General features: G+C 72.5%; 12 protein-coding genes. 2 read left to right on the forward strand and 10 right to left on the reverse strand.

Annotated features, from left to right (window positions below):
- Nucleotides 1–83: 83 nt before the first annotated feature.
- The 6 genes from fxsT to IE153_RS36970 form a co-directional block, all read right to left on the reverse strand.
- Entirely contained in the window at nt 84–4,526 is a 4,443-nt protein-coding gene (gene fxsT / locus IE153_RS36945) for an FxSxx-COOH system tetratricopeptide repeat protein (protein WP_438817980.1), read from the reverse strand.
- A gap of 86 nt (nt 4,527–4,612) precedes the next feature.
- The gene (locus IE153_RS36950) at nt 4,613–5,704 is read right to left on the reverse strand and encodes an AAA family ATPase (protein WP_189594066.1); all 1,092 of its coding nucleotides are present in this window, start codon (nt 5,702–5,704) and stop codon (nt 4,613–4,615) included.
- A gap of 16 nt (nt 5,705–5,720) precedes the next feature.
- On the reverse strand, nt 5,721–7,238 hold the full coding sequence (locus IE153_RS36955; RefSeq protein WP_189594067.1) for a VMAP-C domain-containing protein: 1,518 nt from the start codon (nt 7,236–7,238) through the stop codon (nt 5,721–5,723).
- Nucleotides 7,239–7,395: 157 nt separating this feature from the next.
- Entirely contained in the window at nt 7,396–9,972 is a 2,577-nt protein-coding gene (locus IE153_RS36960) for a polynucleotide kinase-phosphatase (protein WP_189594068.1), read from the reverse strand.
- On the reverse strand, nt 9,969–11,432 hold the full coding sequence (locus tag IE153_RS36965) for a 3' terminal RNA ribose 2'-O-methyltransferase Hen1 (RefSeq protein WP_189594069.1): 1,464 nt from the start codon (nt 11,430–11,432) through the stop codon (nt 9,969–9,971). Before IE153_RS36965 ends, IE153_RS36960 begins: the two co-directional genes overlap by 4 nt.
- Nucleotides 11,433–11,588: 156 nt before the next feature.
- Nucleotides 11,589–12,509 (reverse strand): LLM class F420-dependent oxidoreductase, encoded by a 921-nt coding sequence (locus tag IE153_RS36970; protein WP_189594070.1) that lies wholly within the window; start codon nt 12,507–12,509, stop codon nt 11,589–11,591.
- 241 nt (nt 12,510–12,750) lie between these two features.
- Here IE153_RS36970 and IE153_RS36975 point away from each other — a divergent pair, with 241 nt between their 5' ends.
- Nucleotides 12,751–12,924 (forward strand): hypothetical protein, encoded by a 174-nt coding sequence (locus tag IE153_RS36975; RefSeq protein WP_189594071.1) that lies wholly within the window; start codon nt 12,751–12,753, stop codon nt 12,922–12,924.
- An 80-nt stretch (nt 12,925–13,004) separates the two neighbouring features.
- Here the strand turns inward: IE153_RS36975 and IE153_RS36980 are convergent, their stop codons facing one another.
- From IE153_RS36980 to IE153_RS36995, 4 genes are all read right to left on the reverse strand, one after another.
- Entirely contained in the window at nt 13,005–13,475 is a 471-nt protein-coding gene (locus tag IE153_RS36980) for a DUF6099 family protein (protein WP_189594072.1), read from the reverse strand.
- Nucleotides 13,476–13,685: 210 nt separating this feature from the next.
- Nucleotides 13,686–14,009 carry a nucleotide pyrophosphohydrolase gene (locus tag IE153_RS36985; RefSeq protein WP_189594073.1) on the reverse strand — a complete coding sequence of 108 codons (324 nt, stop codon included), beginning with the start codon at nt 14,007–14,009 and terminating at the stop codon, nt 13,686–13,688.
- Nucleotides 14,002–15,138 carry an AAA family ATPase gene (locus IE153_RS36990; RefSeq protein ID WP_189594074.1) on the reverse strand — a complete coding sequence of 379 codons (1,137 nt, stop codon included), beginning with the start codon at nt 15,136–15,138 and terminating at the stop codon, nt 14,002–14,004. The genes IE153_RS36985 and IE153_RS36990 overlap by 8 nt, the downstream gene beginning before the upstream one ends.
- 264 nt (nt 15,139–15,402) lie before the next feature.
- The gene (locus tag IE153_RS36995) at nt 15,403–15,798 is read right to left on the reverse strand and encodes a cell division protein SepF (protein WP_030838486.1); all 396 of its coding nucleotides are present in this window, start codon (nt 15,796–15,798) and stop codon (nt 15,403–15,405) included.
- A gap of 193 nt (nt 15,799–15,991) precedes the next feature.
- Between IE153_RS36995 and IE153_RS37000 the strand changes: the two genes are divergently transcribed.
- Nucleotides 15,992–20,143, forward strand: a complete 4,152-nt coding sequence (locus IE153_RS37000) for a bifunctional nitrate reductase/sulfite reductase flavoprotein subunit alpha (protein WP_189594075.1) — start codon at nt 15,992–15,994, stop codon at nt 20,141–20,143.
- Nucleotides 20,144–20,161: the final 18 nt, after the last annotated feature.

Consider the following 20,161-nt stretch of genomic DNA (forward strand, 5'->3'; position numbering starts at 1 on the left):
ATCACGGGGAAGTTGAAGCCTGAGAGGCGAAAACGGCCCGCCGCCGGGAGGGTCCCGGGCCGCGGGCCGTCCGGCGCTCCGCGTCACATGGGCATGGGAGCCACTTCGCACTCGATGCGTCGGCGCTGACGCGCGGCCTGGAGCCAGGGGTGGTCGGCGCGCAGGGCCGCGGCGAAGCCCTCCACGGCCTTGCGCTGGAGGACGTCCGCCTCGTCTCCCCGTCCGAGGCCCCGCAGATCGAGGGCGAGGTTGGACGTGCAGGAGAGGGTGAGGGGGTGATTCTCGCCCGCCACCTCGGTCAGCAGCGGCAGGTTGGCGGAGTCGATCGCGTGCGCCCGCTCGAAGTCGAGCCGCGCGTAAGCGGTGTTCGCCTGGCCGATGCCCACGGTGAGCGTGATCATGTGACGCGCCCCGACCGTGTCGTTCAGCCGGCGCACCACGTCGTCCTCCACCTCCTGCGCGATGTCCAGCGAGCCCAGAGCCCGCTGGGTGGCCGCCAGGTTCGCCCGGGTCACCAGGGTGTGCGCGTGGTCACCGCCGAGACGCCGCACCAGCCTGGCCACGGTGGACTCCGCGATCCGCAGCGAGCCTTCCAGGTCCCCGGCCAGACGCCGGTCGACGCAGACGTCGGTCGCCGTGGTGAGCGAGTCGAGGTGCTCGTCGCCGTAGCGGGACTTGAAGTTGCGCAGGGTCTCCTCGGCGAGCTTGGCACCCTCGGAGAGATCCCCGTCCCGGCGGCGGCAGACTCCGAGGGAACGGGCGATCCGCAGGGTCAGGGGGTGCTTCTCGCCCAGCGCGGTGAGCGCCTGGCGGTAGACGTCCTCCTGCCACTCGCGCGCGGCGGAGTAGCGGCCCGCCTCCCGCATGTCGATGCCGACGCAGTGCATGGTGTTGAGCGTGAAGAAGCTGGTGCCGCCGAGCAGCAGGTCGCGCTGGCGGGCGGTCTCCTGGTCCAGCGACAGCGCTTCCTCGAACTCCCCGCACAGTCTCAGGTCGACGCCCCAGCTGTGGCTGGCCCGCAGAGTGGCCGGGTCGTCGGGCCCGAACAGTGAGCGGGCCAGTTCGGTGGCCTCCTTGCCCAGGTCCCGCGCCTCCTGGAAGCGGCCCTGGTAGCGGTGGGCGTCGGACATCTCGCACAGGGAGTCGATGAGTTCCTCCGGTTCCACCTCCATCCGGCGGGACACCCCGAGCGCCTTCTCGGTCAGCGGGATCGACTCGGCGATCTGACCGACCTGGCGCAGCAGGAAGGCGAAGCCCTTGGTCATCCGGACGACATAGATGTCCTCCTCACCGGAGGCGGCGAGCCAGGCGCTCCACGCCTGTCGGCCGAAGGACGCGGCGCCTTCGTGGTCGCCCCAGTAGTAGAGGAACCACATGGTGTCGTAGACCAGGTCGCGCACATAGGGGTCGGTGCTGGTGACCGCCTGGGAGGCGAGGACGTGGGGCAGCAGCGCCTGGTAGTCGCGCCATTCCTGGGAGGACCCGAAGGGGCCGCGGTTGGCGGCGGACAGCAGCTGGTGCGCGGCGTCCCGCATCCTCTCGCGTTCCTCCTCGCTCAGCTTGGCGAGGAGCACGGTCTGCAGGAGACGGTGCATCTGCAGGGTGCCGGCGCGCGAGTCGACCTTGATCAGGGAGAACTGGCTCAGGTCGCGGATGGCCCGGTTCAGTTTGATCGGCTCACGCAGCATCGGGTCGACCTGCGGCGTGATGTTGACGCCACGGCTGCTGCGAAGGATCGACCGCGGGATCGGCTCGGGGGCCATGCTGGCGCAGATGTCGAGGAGCTGCCGGGCGCCCGGGTTGTTCTCCCGGATGCGCTCCAGGGAGATGTCCCAGGCGGCGGCGACGGAGACCGGGTAGTCGGGGCTCTGCTCGATCTCCAGGATCTCCGGGCTGCGCTGGGCGAGCAGGTCGAGGTACTCGTCGACCTCCATGCCGGTGACGCCGAGCCAGGCGCCCGCCTGCTCCACGGCGAGCGGCAGGTCGCCGAGCGCTTCGGCGAGGCGGTCGGCGTCCTCCCGCGGCAGGTCCGTGGCGCGCTTCTGGAGCAGTTCGATGGACTCGTCGCGTTCGAAGACGTTCACCGGCAGGGAGGTGGCCACCCGTTCCCAGCCCCGGTTCCGGGAGGTGACGATGACCTTGCCCGGACCGTTGTGCGGGAAGTAGCCGCGCACCGCCTCGATGTCCTCGGCGTTGTCGAAGACCAGCAGCCAGTTGTCGTACGGCGTCCCGGTGCGCAGCGCTTCCAGTACGGCGGGCACGGCGGTGTTGGCCGCGGCGGCGCCCAGGCTGTCCTGGCCGGCCGGGGCGACACCCAGCTGGGACGCGAGGGAGGACAGCGCGGCCAGGATGAGGCTCTCGCGCTCGGCCGGGATCCAGCAGATGATCCGGTAGTCACGCTGCCGGGTGTAGATGTACTCCAGCGCCAGCTGGGACTTTCCGACGCCACCGAGGCCGTGCAGGGCGTTGGGCAGTACGGCCGCGGTGTCCTGGGCGGCGAGCTGCTCCTCCACGGCCCTCAGCAGCGCCTGCCGGCCGACGAACGAGGTGTTGCGCATGGGCACGTTCACCAGTAGGGCCGGCGTTGCGGTCGTGGTGCGCTGCATGAGCGGCTCTGCCTCCGGGGTCTGTTGTGGTCGGTGCGCCTCGGCCGTCTCCGACGGCGCGGATTCTCCAGTCGGATCGGAAAGACCCGAATCCGGGTTGATGCCCGCTGGGCTGGATGGAGTCGTTTCGCCCGGGATATTCACCTGTGGGGGTGGGTGGGCGGACGTGCTGTTCTCCACCTGTTCGGCCGCGAGGGGCGGGGTCCTGGACAGGTTCGGTTCGATGCGCCTGGCCCGCTCGGAGTAGGGCCCCGACAGGGCTCGCATCACGGCCAGTTCGCTGCGGGCCCAGCCTGTTTCGGCCGGGTCGGGCAGCCTGGTGCGCAGCGGGTCGTGCAGCGCCGCGCGCAGGGCGACACCCCGCTCCCCCGCGGCGGGCAGCTCGCCCACCACGCTCACGGTGCGGGCGAGTTGACTGCGGGTGGTGGTCGCGAGCAGGGCCTCGCGGACGCCCTCGGCGAACTCGGGGCGCCCCTGCTCCCCGCCCTCCCAGTCGATCAGCCCGCCCATGAGGATCTCGGCGACGTGATCGGGGCCGGTCTCCGGCATGACCCGCCTGCGGAGCTGCTCGACCAAGTCGAAGTCGAAGGGGATGGCGGCCAGTTGGGTGGCGAGCCGGCGGGCGGAGGGGGTGGCGAGGCTGGAGAAGCGCCGTACGGCGGCGGTGGCGGCGCGCGGGAGGCGCGGGGCGCGCAGACCGGGGGCGGGCGCCCCCTTGCTCAGGGCGCCCGCCAGCACCACGGGCAGCGAACGCCGTACGCCGCGCCCACCGGTGACCAGATCGGACCAGGCGGCGAGGGATGCGGGTTTCAGGGAGAGCACCGGGACGGCGACGGAGTCGTCGCCCGCCTCGGGCAGCGGCCGCATCGGATCGGGACCGCCGGGCGGGGCCCAGTGCCCGAGGGTGTCGTTCGGGGCTCCGAAGCCTCCGGCTTCCAGGACGGCCGGGTACGGGTAGAGCGAGGACCGGTGGCGCAGGTGCGGCGGCAGCAGGTGGACGAGGGCGGTGGGGCCGGCGTGGGCGAGGCGGCCGAGGAGTTCGTCGGCGGCGGTGGCGGCCCAGCCGTGGGCGAGTCCGTCGGTGACGACGAGGAAGATCCGGCTGCCCCGGCCGTCGAGCAGTTCGGCCGGGTCGGCGACGGCCCGACCGGTGGGCCAGCGCAGGGCGGCGGTGCCGGTGCGCGGCACGGTCGCCCGGATGGTGCGCACGCTCCGGAAGGCGCCGCTGTGCTCGGCGGCGCGGGCGAGGCGTGCGGCGCTCTCCTCCCAGATCCGCATGGTGGGCGCGTCGTCGAGCAGCAGCACCAGGTCGAAGGCGGAGACCCGGGCGGGACGCAGGAACGGCATCCACAGCCCGTCGACGAGGCCTTGTTCGGCGGTGGTCTCCTCGTCCAGCTCCAGGCTGCTGCGCGAGGGGATGCGGCGGGCCAGGTGGTGCAGGGCGCGCGCGAGCAGGGCGGTGACGCGGCCGGGGCCGGACGGGTCGGGTTCGGCCCGGGGTAGCAGCGGCGGCCCGAGGCGCAGGGTGAAGCCGCCCTCGGGGTGGGGTAAGAAGCGCTCGGCGGCTCGGGACGCGGCCCGGTCGGTGGCACGGGAGGCTGCCCCGTCGGCGGCCGGGATCGGCCCCGGGATGCGGCCGGTCGGCGGCGGCTCGGTCTCGATCGGAGTGTCCTCGTCGTCGGGGGCGGGCCGGTCGAGGAGTGCGCCGTCATCCGCGGCGGGTGGGGGTGGTGGCTGTTCGGTCTCGGCGTCCTGCGGGCGTTCGGTTTCCGCGTCCGCGGCCGGGGCCGGCCGGTCCTCGCCGCCGGGACGGTCGTACCGGCTCCGGTGTGCGGCGAGCCATACCGCGTCGGCGAACTCCTGCCAGCGCGGGACGAAGTGGTCGGGAGCGGCAGGGACCCGGTCTCCGCGCTCGCCCACGGGCGGCTCGGGGTACACCGAAGGAGGCGGCGACGATCCCGATGCGGGATCCCCGTCGCCGGGTCCGGATGCGCGCTCCCGGGTCATCAGCGGCCCTTCGCGAGGTCGCGGAGCAGCAGTTCGACGAGCTTACGCCCGTCACCGTCAGCCTGAAAACCACCCGCAGTAGTCATCTGGACAGCGTTGAGCAACTGGTCGAGGGAGTGGACTCCACCCGCCTGGACCCGCTGAACGAACAGGTCGACGAGGTCTTCGGTGCCCTGCGGCCGGAGCCCGAGATGGCCCTCCACCATGGCCAGTAGTTGCTCCTTGGTGGGGGTGTGCATCTCCATCGGCAGACAGCGGCGGCGGAAGGCGGCGGGGAATTCCCGCTCCCCGTTGCTGGTGATCACCACGACCGGGAACTCCCGGCACTCGACCCGTCCGCCGTGCACCACGGCCCGGCGCCCCGGGTCGCTGGTGTGCACGCTCGCCGCGTCGGCGGCGTCACGCACCAGCTCCGGAACCTCATAGCTTCCATTCTCGAGAACGTGCAACAGGTCGTTCGGCAGGTCGATGTCGCTCTTGTCGAGTTCGTCGACGAGGAGCACCCGGGGCCGTTCGTAGGGCAGCAGGGCGGTACCCAGGGGCCCCAGTGTAATGAACTCGCCTATTACCGGCGCAAGTTGACGATCTTTTGACACGTCCGGGGAGTTGACGCCCTGTTCGCCTTCTTCGAACACCGGCTCCGCCCGTGCCGTGTCCCGCAGTCCCGCCTGCCAGGCGGCGATGGCCTGGGCACGGCCCATGGCGTCGTGGACGTACAGGCCGTCCCGCAGGCTGGTCCGGCTCACCACGTTCCATTCGAGCACGCGGCCGAGCTCCAGCTCGCGCGAGATCAGATAGGCGAGCGTCGACTTGCCCACGCCCGGCGGCCCGGTGATCAGCAGCGGGCGGCGCAGCAGCAGGGCGGCGTTGACCGTCTCGATCTGCTCCTCGTCGAGCTGGGGGGTGAGGCCGCCGGGGCCCAGGCGGCGCAGCGCGGCCTCGGCGTCGTCCGGGGGCGCGGCCTCGACCGGGCCGCCACGGAACCTCCGCCAGGGCGGCGGGTCCGGCAGCACGGGCGGCTCGTCCTGCGGGTGTCCGGTGGCGTGGAAGACACGCCAGTCGTCCGCGGCCGTCCGTTCCTGTGCGCTCATGCCGAAGCCTCCTAGCTCAGCTGGCGAGATCGCCGGGGTCGGTGGCCTGGAGGTCGACGACGCGTGTGGGGTCGTCCCACAGGAATCCGACGTTCCGGGCCAGATACTGGACCGCGTCCTCCGCGCCGCTCTCGGCGTTCAGACGCATGCGGTGAATGACGGACGGAAGCTGCACGGGCAACGTGACGGCCGCGAACACCGCGGTCACCACCTCGCGCCTCTCCTCTTTGAACACGCCTCTGCGGTCCCAGACGGCCAGCCCGACCCCCTCCGCGATCGCCGCTTTGAGCGCCTCCAGAGCCGGCGCCCCGGTCGGCGCGTCCAGCAGCACCGCCGTCCTTCTGGATTCCCCGGCGAGCGCGATCTGCCACGCGCGCAGCCGCCGGGCGTCCGCTTCCCGCCAGGCGTGCACCGTGATCCCGTGCTGCTTCAGCGCTGCCCAACGCCGCTGCCACTGCTGCCGGACCACGGCATTGTCCGTACGCATCCGTTCCAGGCTGCGTAGGTGCACCCCGTACCGCAGGCTGAGCGGAGTGGGCTCACCGTCGCCCACGGCGAACGTCAACCCCGCCACATCGTGGTTCATCAGATCGTACGGAAGGAGGAACTCTATGTACGCAGGCGGCTCCTGGAGCCCGCCCGCGTCCGGTTCGCGCGGCACCAGCCAGAGTTGGGTGCCGCGCCGGAGCGCTCGGTCCACCGCTCGGCCGAGCTCGTCCAGGGGGATGGTGTCCGGCTCGCCGGGGCGGGGGTCCCAGCGGCCGGGGGTCGCGTTCGTCCAGGTCCGCACGACGACGTCCGTGCTGCCGTCCCGGGCCGGTTCGACCGCGACGACGAGGGTGCGGGGGATGTCGGGCGACCACACCACCTCGGCGCGTCTCTCCCGGCGCCTCGCCAACTCGGCGGTCAGGCCCGCGCGTCCGGTCCAGTCGTCGACCCAGCCGGTCAGCGCCAGGCGATGCTCGACGGTCCTGGCGAGACGGGCCGCGTGGTCGAGGAGCAGGACGACGGGCGGCAGGCCGTCCTCCTGCACGTTCCATTCGAGCAGGTGGGCGAAGAGCTGCTCGGGGGCCAGTCCGTCGGGGAGGTCCAGGCCGGCGAGTTCCTCGGCCAGACCGTCCCGTAAGCGTGCGGCGGGCAGGTCGCCGCGGGAGAGCGCCACGCGTGCGCTCTTCTCCTCCTCCTTGGACAGCGGTCCGGCCAGTACGGGGGCAGGGGCGATCAGCCGGTCGAGTTCGTCTCCGGCCGGGGCTCCCTCCAGGATGCGGACCACCCCGACCAGTACGTGCTCCCCGCCCGCCACGCTCAGCGCGGCGGTCACCAGACTCACCACGTCCTCGCGGAGCCTGACGCCGCGGATGTCCACCTGCCTGCGGAGCTGGCCTCCCAGCAGACTCGCGAACTGCACCCGACTCGGGGCGTCCTCGACACAGCCCAGTTCGCAGAGGACGTCGGTGAGCTGTAACAGCAGCTCGAAGTCCGGCTGTTGTCCGGATGCACCGCCGAACTCGCCGGGCGCCGTACCTGTCCGCACCGACTGTCCCCCTGAGTCGGTTCACCTGCCTGACCGACCAGCGAAGTTAGCACGGCAACCAGCGGTTAACCAGGGACGAATGGGAACGGAAGGGCGACGTCCGGCCAGGAGCGTCCCAGGCGGGACAAGCCTGGCCGGAATCGTGTGCCCCTGCGGTTCACAGCCGCGGGTCGACCGGCTCCGACTCCAGCGCCAGCACCCCGAACACCGCCTCGTGCACCCGCCACAGCGGCTCGCCCTCGGCCAGCCGGTCCAGGGCCTCCAGGCCCAGCGCGTATTCGCGGATCGCCAGGGACCGCTTGTGGTTGAGGAACCGCGAGCGCAGACGGGCGAGGTTCTCCGGGCGGGTGTACTCCGGGCCGTAGATGATCCGGAGGTACTCGCGGCCGCGGCACTTGATGCCGGGCTGCACCAGGCGGCCCTGGCCGTCGCGGACGACCGCGCCGACCGGCTTGACGACCATGCCCTCGCCGCCGCGGCCGGTCATCTCCAGCCACCAGTCGACGCCGGCCCGCACCGACTCCGGGTCGGCGGTGTCCACGTAGAGGCGCCGGGTGGTCTGGAGCAGGCCGCTGCCGTCGTGCTCGACGAGCCGGTCGAGCAGGGCGAGCTGCTCGTCGTGCGGCAGGCCGGCGAGGCTGCGTCCCTGGACCGCGAGGATCTGGAACGGTGCCAGGCGCACGCCCTCCAGGCCGTCGGTGGTCCAGCAGTAGCGGCGGTACGCCTCGGTGAACGCGGCCGCGTCGGTGGCGCGTTCGCCGGTGCGGCTCAGCAGGCCCGCCACGTCGACGCCGCGCGCCGCCGCACCCTGGAGGGCGCTCAGAGCCTGCGGGAGCACCGCGCCGGACGCGGCGCCCACGGCCGCGTACTGCGACCGCAGCAGCCCGGACGCCTTCAGCGACCAGGGCATCAACTCGGCGTCCAGCAGCAGCCAGTCCGTCTCCAGCTCGTCCCAGAGGCCGGCCTCGCCGGCCGCCGTGCGCACCCGGTCGAGGATCTCCTCGGTGAGCGCGTCGTCGTCGAGGAAGGGGCGTCCGGTGCGGGTGTAGAGGGACCCGGTGGGGCCTCCCCCACTCTCGGCCGCGCTCGAGCGGGAGGTGCCCCCGACGCCGAAGCGCTTGCGGGCCGCCTCCGCGTCGCGGCACACCAGGGCCACCGCCCGCGAGCCCATGTGCTTCTCCTCGCACACGACCCGGGCGACACCGTCCTCCTTGTACTGGGCGAAGGCCTCCTCCGGGTGCTCCAGGTAGCCCTCGACGTGACTCGTGGCCGTCGGGGCCATGGTCGGCGGGAGGTACGGCAGCAGCCGCGGGTCCACCGCGAAGCGGCTCATGACCTCCAGGGCCGCCGCCGCGTTCTCCTCGCGGATCGAGACGCGGCCCTGGTGCCGGGTCTCGACGACCCTGCGGCCCCGCACGTCCGCAAGGTCCAGCGGACGGCCGTCCTGCCCGCCCGGCGCATCGCTGCGCAGCGGCTTCGCCGGCTCGTACCAGACCTGCTCCGCGGGGACGTCGGCGAGTTCGCGCTCCGGCCAGCGCAGCGCGGTGAGCTTGCCGCCGAAGACCGCTCCGGTATCCAGGCAGATGGTGTTGTTGAGCCAGGTCGCCTCCGGCACCGGGGTGTGACCGTAGACGACCGCGGCCCGGCCCCGGTAGTCCTCCGCCCACGGGTAGCGCACCGGCAGGCCGAACTCGTCGGTCTCCCCGGTGGTGTCGCCGTACAGGGCGTGGCTGCGGACCCGGCCGGAGGTGCGGCCGTGGTACTTCTCGGGCAGACCGGCGTGGCAGACGACCAGCCGGCCGCCGTCGAGGACGTAGTGGCTGACGAGGCCGTCGAGGAACTCCCGTACCTCGGCGACGAACTCCTCGCTCTCACCCGCCATCTGCTCGATGGTCTCGGCGAGGCCGTGGGTGTGCTGGACCTTGCGGCCGCGCAGGTACCGGCCGTACTTGTTCTCGTGGTTGCCGGGCACGCACAGGGCGTTGCCGGACTTCACCATCGCCATGACGCGGCGCAGCACGCCGGGGCTGTCCGGGCCGCGGTCGACCAGGTCTCCGACGAAGACGGCCGTGCGGCCCTCCGGGTGGACCCCGTCGACGTAGCCCAGCTTGCCGAGCAGGGCCTCCAGTTCGGCGGCGCAGCCGTGGATGTCGCCGATGATGTCGAACGGCCCGGTGAGGTGGGTCAGGTCGTTGAAGCGCTTCTCGGTGACGACCGTGGCGTGCTCGACCTCGTCGACGCCTCGCAGGATGTGCACCTTGCGGAAGCCCTCGCGCTCCAGGTGCCGCAAGGAACGGCGCAGTTCGCGGGTGTGGCGGTGGATGACCCGGCGGGGCATGTCGGCGCGGTCGGTGCGGGCCGCGTTGCGCTCGGCGCACACCTCCTCGGGCACGTCGAGCACGATCGCGATCGGCAGCACGTCGTACTGCTTGGCCAGGTCGATCAGCTGGCGGCGGGCGTCGGACTGCACGCTGGTCGCGTCCACGACCGTGCGGCGGCCGGCGGCCAGGCGCTTGCCCGCGATGTAGTGCAGGACGTCGAAGGCGTCCTTGGTGGCGCCCTGGTCGTTCTCGTCGTCCGAGACGAGGCCGCGGCAGAAGTCGGACGAGATGACCTCGGTGGGCTTGAAGTGCCTGCGGGCGAAGGTGGACTTGCCGGAGCCGGTGGCCCCGACCAGCACCACCAGGGACAGGTCGGTGACGGGCAGCACGCGCCCCTGCGTCTCGTCGGTCATGCCGCCTTCGCCTCCTTCGGGGTGGTCAGGGTGAATACAGCCATCTGAGTGGGCGGTCCCACCTCGGGGTCGTCGGGGCCGACGGGCTCGAACGCGACGCCGTAGCCGTGCCGTTCGGCCACCGCCTCGGCCCAGGCGCGGAACTCCGCGCGGGTCCACTCGAAGCGGTGGTCGCCGTGCCGGACGTGGCCGGCCGGGAGGGACTCCCAGCGCACGTTGTACTCGACGTTCGGGGTGGTCACGAGGACCGTCCTCGGACGGGCCGAGCCGAACACCGCGTACTCCAGGGCGGGCAGACGGGGCAGGTCGAGGTGCTCGACGACCTCGCTGAGCACTGCGGCGTCGTAGCCCTTGAGCCGGGCGTCGGTGTACGCGAGCGAGCCCTGGAAGAGCTGGACGCGGGACGCCTGACGCTCGCCCATGCGGTCCAGCTTGAGCCGACGGGAGGCGATGGTGAGCGCCCGCATCGACACGTCCACGCCGACGATCTCGGTGAACGCCGGGTCCTTGAGCAGCGTCTGCACCAACTGGCCCTGTCCGCAGCCGAGATCGAGGACCCGGGCGGCTCCGGACTGCCTCAGCGCCGTGACGATCGCCTCGCGGCGCTGCACGGCCAGCGGGGTCGGCTTCTCCTCGGCCTCGGTCTCCGCCTCGACGGCGTTGTCGATCTCCTCGACCTCGCTGTCGTCGGTCTCGGCGAGCCGCACCAGCTCCAGGCGCTCGGTGGCCTGCCGGGTCAGCGCCCAGCGGCGCGAGAGGTAGCGGCTGGTGATCAGCCGCTGCTCCGGGTGGCCGGGCAGCCAGCCCTCACCGACGCGCAGCAGCTTGTCGACCTCGTCGGGGGCGACCCAGTAGTGCTTGGCGTCGTCGAGGACGGGGAGCAGGACGTAGAGGTGGCGCAGGGCCTCGGCGAGGGTGAGCGCGTCCGATTCCAGGACGAGGCGCACGTACCGCGAATCGCCCCACGCGGGGAACGCGCTGTCCAGCGGCACCGGCTCCGCCGTGACGGTCCAGCCGAGCGGTGCGAAGAGCTTGCGTACGAGGTCGGGGCCGCCCCGGGCGGGCAGTGCGGGCACCTCGACGCGCAGCGGCCTCACCTGGCCGGGGAGCTCCGGCTTGGCATGGCAGACGCCCTTCATCGCGCTGGAGAAGACGCTGCTCAGCGCCACGGCGAGCAGGGAGGAGGCCGCGTAGGGGCGGTCGTTGACGTACTGCGCGAGGGCCGCGTCCGGGGCGCCGCCGCGGCCCTTGCCCTTGCCGCGCCTGACCAGTGCCACCGCGTCGACCTCCAGCAGCAGCGCCGCCGTGCAGCGCCCGGCTTCGGCCTCGGGGTAGAGGACGTGAGCCGTGCCGTAGGAGGTGGAGAACGCCTGCGCCTTGTCGGGATGCTTGTGCAGCAGATAGCCGAGGTCGGTGGCGGGGCGTTCTGGAGTACCGGTGGTGGTGATCGTCAGGAACATGCGGAGGGCCTCTCCGGCTGGGTGGATGTTTTCCGTGCCGTACGTGCGGGAGCCCCCAGGAATGGTGATCCTGGGGGCTCGGCAGGACGACGCCCTCAGCTTCGCACACCTGTGCCCACCAGCGCCTTCGTTTATCGAGGGCGCCTCGGCGGGCCCCTACGACAGCTGCGACTGCACCTGCGCGGAGATCAGCTCCAGGTGGTCGAGGTCGTCGAGGTCGAGGACCTGGAGGTAGATGCGGCGGGAGCCGATCTCGGCGTAGCGGCCGATCTTGTCGACGACCTCGGACGGGGAGCCGGCCAGGCCGTTGAGCTTCAGCTCGTCCACCTCGCGGCCGATCGCGGCGGCCCGGCGGGCGACCTCCGCTTCGTCCCGGCCCACGCAGACCACAAGGGCGTTGGAGTACGTCAGTTCGTCGCCGCGGCCGGCTTCCGCCGCGGCGGCGCGCACCCGGCCGAACTGGCGCTCGCTGTCCTCGACGGAGGCGAAGGGCATGTTGAACTCGTCGGCGTACTTGGCGGCCAGCCGCGGGGTGCGGGACGGGCCGTGGCCGCCGACGAGTACGGGGATCTTCCGCTGCGCCGGCTTGGGCAGGGCGGGAGAGTCCGTGAGGTCGTAGTAGGCGCCGTGGAAGTCGAAGGTCTTGCCGGGGTCCGTCGCCCACAGACCGGTGACGATCTCCAGCTGCTCCTCGAGGCGGGCGAACTTCTCCTTGGGGAAGGGGATGCCGTAGGCCTTGTGCTCCTCCTCGAACCAGCCTGCGCCGAGGCCGAGTTCGACCCGGCCGCCGGACATCTGGTCGACCTGGGCGACCTGGATGGCGAGCACGCCGGGCAGCCGGAAGGTGCCGGCGGTCATCAGGGTTCCGAGCCGGATGCGCTTGGTCTCGCGGGCGAGTCCGGCCAGGGTGATCCAGGCGTCGGTGGGGCCGGGCAGGCCGTCCACGGTGCCCATGCGGAGGTAGTGGTCGGAACGGAAGAAGGCGTCGAAGCCGAGGTCCTCGGTGGCCTTGGCGACGGCGAGCAGAGTGTCGTAGGTGGCCCCCTGCTGGGGCTCGGTGAAGATACGAAGATCCATGTCCTCCATCCTGCACCGCCCCGGCGGACGATCACGAGATCGGTCCCCCGTCCACGCCGGTCCCCGGTCGGGTGAAAATACGTCAATACCGCAGCCGCCGCCCGACCCGGCCAGTGACCGGCCCCGACGGTGATCGTTGGCTCGGGCGGAGCCGGAGCCCCCGGCTTCCGCACCGGGGGGTGGACCGCCGGGGCGTCACCCGCGTCGGCCTCCCCGGGGGCCGGGGGCCGAGGAGGCCGTCATGTCCGAAGAGACCGTGCCGCAGCAGGGCGGGACCGGGCAGCCGAAAGGGCTGTTGCAGCAGATGGAGGAGCTGATGGCGGCGTTGAACGCGGACCTGTCGGCGTTGGACGCGGATCTTCAGGCGGCGGGGGATACCGAACGCGGGGTCGTCGAGGAGGGACGGACGGGGTAGGGACGGACGGGCAGGGGCGGACGGGCAAGGACGGACGGTCAGGGGCGGGCGGGCGGGTCAGGGCTCTCCCCCGCTCCGCCTCACCCCGCCTCCCTCTCCGGCACCGTCTGTTCCCGGTCCGCGAGTCTGCGGAGCATCTCCAGGACACGGTCGCGGGACTCGTCCGCCGCGTCGATGGCCTCCATGCACTGCCAGTACGTGCCCTCGTCGCCGGCGGCGCTGGCCAGGGCGACGAGGGCGATGCCGACCTCGCCGAGGAGACCGCCGAGGTGCATCAGGGTGTGGCGGGCGTCGCCCAACTCGGTGAGCTGGCCCGCCCGCAGCTCACCGGGGCCCAGTTCGGGCGGGTCGAGGACGCCGCAGCCCCGGCCCGCAAGCTCCGTCAACCCCAGTGCCTCGCCGCGCAGTTCGGGTGGTCCGGCGACCGCCAGGCGGCTGCCTATGGCCTGCGCGAGGGCCTGCGCCTGCCACACCTCGGCCAGGGTCTCCCGCGCGTCGCCGCCAGCCGCCAGGGACCGCCTGCTCGTCACGATGAGCCGCACCGCGTCCATGCGCTGCCCCCGTCTTGTCCGACGCGCTGCGCGCGTCCGTCTGCCCGCACTCCCTTGTTAACTACCCAGAGTGAAGGGGTGTGAGACGAAAAGCCAGAGGAAGGCGGAAAATTGCGGACAACGATTCGGATTCGAGCCGCGATTTGACTACACAGCGTACAAGTGGAATCCATTGCTCCAGGTGATGGAAACAGTGGGCGGGGCGTGCCGCTAGATCGGGAACCTCCGTTCGTTCCGGTCGATCTTCGCGTTCAGCGCGGCCAGCGGGTCGATGCCGAGCACCTCGCACAGCTGGAGCAGATACGCGAGCACGTCGGCCACCTCGTCGGTGACGCGGTGCGCGGTGTCCGGGTCGGCCATGACCCCGGCCGACTCCTCGGGCGTCAACCACTGGAAGATCTCGACCAGTTCGGAGGCCTCCACGCTGAGCGCGGAGACCAGGTTCTTGGGGGTGTGGTACTGCTGCCAGTTCCGTGCGGCCGCGAAATCGGCCAGGCGCCGTTGCAGTCCGGCCACGTCCAGGGGATCAGTCACGGTCCAGGTGTACCACCGTGGCTCCCTGCGTCCCGGCGGCCCAGGAGCCGTCGCTGACCGCGCCGACCAGCCGGATGTGCCCCCGCTCGCACATCCGGGCCGCCAGCCGCAGCAGTTCCAGCCGCTGCCGCCCGTCCAGGCCCCGGTCGAAGCCGTCGGCGAGGACCGTGAGCGTCTGGAGCGCGGCGGGCACCTCGCCCGCCGGGTCGACCTCCAGCACGCCCGGCCCGGTGAGCAGCACCAGCGCGAGGGCCACGTAGCGCAGTTCGCCGTCGCCGAGGCGGCACAGGTCCGTGACGACACCGTCGCCCCGGTCGAGCGCGGCGCGCATCGTCCCCGTGGTCTCCTCCGCCCGGGCGAGCACATCCGCCACCGGTCCGGCGCAGCCGGCGCGCACCGCCGCCACGAACTGCGCGTGCCGCCGCCCGCACTCGGCGCGGGTGCGCCAGAGCACGTCGGCGAGATTGCCGCAGCCGCCGAACAGGTGGCCGGAACCGGCCGCCACCGGGCCGCGCATCCGGGCGGGCTCGGGGTCGCAGGCGAAGGCGGAGCGCAGGGCGACGACCATCTGCTCGGCGGCCGCCAGCACCCTGCGCTGCCCGGGTGTCTTGCCCGCCACGCGCAGCGGCAGCAGGGCGGTGCCGAGCCGGTCGTCCGGGAGCGGGCCGCGGGTCACCGGCGTCGGCCCGGCCGTGTGCCAGGCGGCCTGCACGGCACGCTTGCCCGGGTCGCGCAGGGCGGTCTCCAGGAGGACCAGTCCGTCGGCGGACAACCGCTCGCCCACGACGCGCAGTTCGGGTTCGGCCTGTACGGCCATGTCGAGCCGGACCGGGCCCGCGGGGCCGTCGGCCGTGCAGCCGATGCGGAAACCGCGGCGGCGCTGCGCGTCGGGCCGGGCCCGTTCCGGTACGCAGGCGACGGGGTCGGGGAACGCCTCGCCGAGCTCCGCGCCGCCCCCGAGCCGGGCGAGGGCCTCGTACGCCCGCAGCGCGCTGGTCTTGCCGCAGCCGCTGGGCCCGGCGAGGAGGGTGAGGGGCCCGAGCGGGAACGCGGCGCGGCGGTGGGTGGTGAAGGCGGAGAGGCGCAGTTCGGTGATGCGGGGACGGTCGGGGAGGGCGGGCTGGGTCATGTCCGGACCGTAGGGCTCCGCCGGCAGGACGAACCGTTCCGTCTCCGGGGGCTTCCTACGATCGAGCTACGGGCACGTCTGCGGTCACGTCCGCGGTCACACCTACGGTCACGTCTGCGGTCAAACCTACGGGCACGCCTGCGGTCACGTCTGCGGTCACGCCTACGGTCACACCTACGGGCACGCCTGCGGTCACGTCTGCGGTCACGTCTGCGGTCACACCTACGGGCACGCCTGCGGTCACGTCTGCGGTCACGCCTGCGGTCACACCCCGGGGAGGCCCGCTCCCTCCATCAGCCCGGTCACCTCGGTTCCCGCCGGCGTCAGCAGGAACACGTTGCGGTCCACCCGGTGCATCCCGCTCGCCAGGCCGAAGACGACACCCGTGCTGAAGTCGAGGACGCGCTTGGCGACCTCCGTCTCCGCGCCGGTGAGGTCGAGGAGGACGGGGACGCCCGCCATCAGCCGCTCGGCGACGTCGCGGGCGTCGGCGAAGACGTTCACGCGCAGGACGACGAAACGGCGGCGGGTCTCCGTCTCGGCCTCGGGTATGGACCGGTGGCCGACGGCGGACGGCCAGGCGTCCCGGCCCCGCAGCGGTACGACCTGGGCGAGCCCCTCCCACTGTTCGTCGGTGACATCGTGGCTGTTCACCGGCATGCTCCGTCCTGGATCGCACGTGCTGTCTGCATCGGGCAATTCTTGCGCAGAGTCACCCGTTCGGCCCAACAGCGACACGCTCAGCGACCTCAATGCACCTCACAACGGCCGGAAGGCGGCTGTGTGACGGGCGTAACGCCCGATGATCAAGCCGTGTGACAGAGGCGTAACGGGCGATTCGTACCGTCGAGGCATGAACTCGACCCCCGGAAGCCCGCCGGACACGCGGCAGGTGCGCACCGTCTGCTCGTACTGCGGGGTCGGCTGCGGTCTCGTGCTCGACGTGGCGGCGGGCCCGGACGGGCGGCGCACGGTGCTGAAGGCGTCCGGCGACAAGGCGCATCCGGCGAACGCGGGACGGCTGTGCACCAAGGGCGCGACCACGGCAGACATGCTGGCCGCGCCCGGGCGGCTGGCCACCGCGCTGGTGCGGGACGACCGGGGCGACGAGGCGGTCCCGGTGCCGGTGGCCGACGCGCTCGCCGAGACGGCGGCGCGGCTGCGGGCGATCGTCGACGAGCACGGGCCGGACGCGCTGGCCTTCTACGTCTCCGGGCAGATGAGCCTGGAGGCGCAGTATCTGGCGAACAAGCTGGCCAAGGGGTTCGTGGGGACGAACCGCATCGAGTCGAACTCGCGGCTGTGCATGGCGAGCGCGGGCACCGGCTACAAGCTGTCCCTGGGGGCGGACGGGCCGCCCGGGTCGTACGAGGACTTCGACCGGGCGGACGCCTTTCTCGTCATCGGGTCGAACATGGCCGACTGCCATCCGATTCTCTTCCTGCGGATGATGGAGCGGGTCAAGGCGGGCGCCAAGCTGATCGTCGTCGATCCGCGGCGGACCGCGACCGCGGCGAAGGCCGATCTGTTCCTCCAGGTCAGGCCAGGGACCGACCTCGCGCTGCTGAACGGCCTGCTGCGGCTGCTGCACGACGGCGGGCACGTGGACGAGGAGTTCGTCGCCGCGCACACCGAGGGCTGGGAGGCGCTGCCCGGGTTCCTCGCCGACTACGCCCCGGCCGCGGTCGCGGAGATCACCGGGCTCGCGGAGGCCGATCTACGCGAGGCCGCCCGGCTGATCGGCGCGGCCGGGCAGCGGTGGATGAGCTGCTGGACCATGGGCCTGAACCAGTCCACGCACGGCACCTGGAACACCAACGCCCTGGTCAACCTGCATCTGGCGACGGGGGCGATCTGCCGTCCGGGCGCCGGGCCGTTCTCCCTGACCGGGCAGCCCAACGCCATGGGCGGGCGCGAGATGGGCTACATGGGGCCGGGGCTCCCGGGGCAGCGGTCGGTGCTCGTCGAGGAGGAGCGGGCGTTCACCGAGGAGGTGTGGGAGCTGCCGCCGGGGACACTGCGGGCCGACGGGTCCGGACAGGGCACCGTCGACATGTTCCGGCGGATGGCGGACCGGGAGATCAAGGCCTGCTGGATCGTCTGCACCAACCCGGTCGCCTCGGTCGCCAATCGCCGTACGGTCATCGAGGGGCTGGAGGCCGCCGAGTTCGTCGTCACGCAGGACGTGTTCGCCGACACCGAGACGAACGCGTATGCCGACGTCGTCCTGCCCGGGGCGATGTGGACCGAGGCGGAGGGCGTCTTCGTCAACAGTGAGCGCAACCTCACCCTGGCCCGGGCCGCCGCGGACCCGCCCGGGGAGGCGATGGCCGACTGGCGGATCATCGCGGAGGTGGCGTGCGCGATGGGGTACGAGAAGGGGTTCTCGTACGACAGCGCCGAGCAGGTCTTCGAGGAGATCCGGCGGTTCCACAACCCCAGGACGGGGTGGGATCTGCGCGGGGTCACGTACGAGCGGCTGCGCGAGACTCCCGTGCAGTGGCCGGCGGCGCGGGAGGACGGGCCGGAGCGCAATCCGGTCCGTTACCTGGGGGACGAGGGGCTGCGCTTCCCCACGGATTCCGGGCGGGCCGTGTTCTTCCCGCGGCCGCATCTGCCCGCCGCCGAGATGCCGGACGACGACTATCCGTTCGTGCTCAACACCGGGCGGGTGCAGCACCAGTGGCACACGCTCACCAAGACCGGGAAGGTCGCCAAGCTCACCAAGCTGAATCCGGGGCCGTTCGTGGAGATGCACCCCCAGGACGCAGCGGCGCTCGGGGTCGAGGAGGGCGATCTCGTCGAGGTCGCCTCCCGGCGCGGGCGGGCCGTGCTGCCGGCGGTGGTGACGGACCGGGTACGGGCGGGGTGCTGCTTCGCGCCCTTCCACTGGAACGACCTGTTCGGCGAGTACCTGAGCATCAACGCGGTGACGAGCGACGCGGTGGATCCGCTGTCGTTCCAGCCGGAGTTCAAGATGTGCGCGGTATCGCTGACGAGGGTGGCGTCCCCGGCGCCCGCGTCGCCGGGGAAGGTGGCGTCGGCGAGCGTGATGTCGGGGGACGTGGCGGCGGGGGACGTGGCGGCGCCGACGCCCGCACCGGAGGCACCGGCCCTGATCCCCACGACCGTGACACCGGGCGGCGCCGATCCCTTCGGGATCGAACCCTCCCCTCCCCCGGTGCTCTCCGCCCAGGAGCGCCGGTACCTCACCGGCTTCCTCGCGGGGCTCGGCTCGGGCGCCCCCGGAGTGCCGGTGCTGCCGCCCGACGCGCCCTTCTCCCCCGAACACGCGCTGTGGGTGAACGGTGTCCTGGCCGGCATGTACTCACGGACCGGGGCGGCCGTGCCGCAGGACGACCGGCCCGCGGGCCGGGAGATCGTCGTGCTGTGGGCCTCGCAGACCGGGAACGCGGAGGAGTTCGCCACCGCCACCGCCGAGCGGCTGACGTCGACCGGGCACCGTACGACGCTCGTCGGCATGGACGACGCCGATGTCGGGAGGCTCGCCCGCACGGCCGACCTGCTGTTCATCACCAGCACCTTCGGGGACGGCGACGCGCCCGACAACGGCTCCGGCTTCTGGGACGCGCTCTCCGGCGAGCGGGCCCCGCGACTGGACGGGGTGCGGTACGCCGTGCTGGCCTTCGGCGACTCCTCGTACGACGACTTCTGCGGGCACGGGCGACGGCTGGACGCGCGGCTCGACGAGCTGGGCGGGGTACGGCTCGCCCCGCGCACGGACTGCGAGCCGGACTTCGAGCCGTCCGCCGGGGAGTGGCTCGACCAGGTGCTGTCGGCGCTGGGTGAGCGGTCCGCCGCCCCGGCCGAGAGGTCCACCGCCCCGGTCGACAAGCCCGCCGCCCCGGCCGAGAAGCCCAGGACGAGGTCCAAGCCCGTCACCACCGCCCGGCTGGTCGGCAACCGGCTGCTCAGCCGGGACGGTGCGGGCAAGGAGGTCAGGCGGTTCACCTTCGACACGAGCGGCACGGACCTGGCGTACGAGGCCGGGGACGCGCTCGGGGTGCGGCCGGTCAACGCGCCCTCCCTCGTGGCGGAGTGGCTGGCGGTGACCGGGGTGGACGCCGGGTCGGCCGTGACGGTCGAAGGTGTCGGTGAGGTGCCGTTCGGGGAGGCGCTGCACCGGCATCTCGACATCACCCGGATCACCCCCGACCTGCTGCGCTTCGTCGCCGAACGCGCCCGGGACAAGCACGAGTTGCGCAGGCTGCTGCGGCCCGACAACAAGGATGGGCTGGCGCAGTGGAGCTGGGGGCGGCAGGCCGTGGACGTGCTCGCCGAGTACGCGGTGCGGGCGGGCGCCGAGGAGTGGGCCAGGGTGCTGCGCAGGCTCCAGCCGCGGCTGTACTCCATATCGTCCAGTCCGCTGGTCGACCCCCGTCGGGTGGCGCTGACGGTGTCCGTGGTGCGGTACGAGAACCTGCACGGCCGGGCGCGCGGCGGGGTCTGCTCGCCGTACCTCGCGGACGCCGGACCGGACACGGAGGTGCCAGTGTTCGTGCAGCGCTCGCCGCACTTCCGGCCCCCGGCCGACGCGTCGACGCCCATGGTCATGGTCGGCCCGGGCACCGGTGTGGCGCCCTTCGTCGGCTTCCTGGAGGAGCGGCGGGCGCTCGGCCACCGGGCCCCCAACTGGCTGTTCTTCGGGGAGCAGCACCGGGCGACGGACTTCTACTACGAGGACGAGCTGACGGCTCTGCTCGACGAGGGCACCCTCACCCGGCTGGACACCGCCTTCTCCCGGGACCAGCGAAACAAGGTGTACGTGCAGGACCGCATGCGCGAGCACGGGCCGGAGCTGTGGCACTGGCTGTGCGACGGGGCCCGCTTCTACGTGTGCGGCGACGCGTCCCGAATGGCGAAGGACGTGGACCGGGCACTGAGGGACGTCGCGATGGCGCACGGCGGCCTGGGAGAGACGGAGGCCGCCGCGTACGTGAAGCAACTCGCGGCGGAGAAGCGGTACGTGCGGGACGTGTACTGAGGCCGGGGGGTCGGAGGG

The organism is Streptomyces massasporeus (assembly GCF_014648995.1).
In the GTDB taxonomy this organism is placed as follows: domain Bacteria; phylum Actinomycetota; class Actinomycetes; order Streptomycetales; family Streptomycetaceae; genus Streptomyces; species Streptomyces massasporeus.

Coding starts and splice junctions, on each gene's coding strand:
- IE153_RS36960 (WP_189594068.1), bottom strand. CDS start 9,972: ATGACCGACGAGACGCAGGGGCGCGTGCTGCCCGTCACCGACCTGTCC.
- IE153_RS36975 (WP_189594071.1), top strand. CDS start 12,751: ATGTCCGAAGAGACCGTGCCGCAGCAGGGCGGGACCGGGCAGCCGAAA.
- IE153_RS36950 (WP_189594066.1), bottom strand. CDS start 5,704: ATGAGCGCACAGGAACGGACGGCCGCGGACGACTGGCGTGTCTTCCAC.
- IE153_RS36980 (WP_189594072.1), bottom strand. CDS start 13,475: ATGGACGCGGTGCGGCTCATCGTGACGAGCAGGCGGTCCCTGGCGGCT.
- IE153_RS37000 (WP_189594075.1), top strand. CDS start 15,992: ATGAACTCGACCCCCGGAAGCCCGCCGGACACGCGGCAGGTGCGCACC.
- IE153_RS36990 (WP_189594074.1), bottom strand. CDS start 15,138: ATGACCCAGCCCGCCCTCCCCGACCGTCCCCGCATCACCGAACTGCGC.
- IE153_RS36995 (WP_030838486.1), bottom strand. CDS start 15,798: ATGCCGGTGAACAGCCACGATGTCACCGACGAACAGTGGGAGGGGCTC.
- IE153_RS36965 (WP_189594069.1), bottom strand. CDS start 11,432: ATGTTCCTGACGATCACCACCACCGGTACTCCAGAACGCCCCGCCACC.
- IE153_RS36970 (WP_189594070.1), bottom strand. CDS start 12,509: ATGGATCTTCGTATCTTCACCGAGCCCCAGCAGGGGGCCACCTACGAC.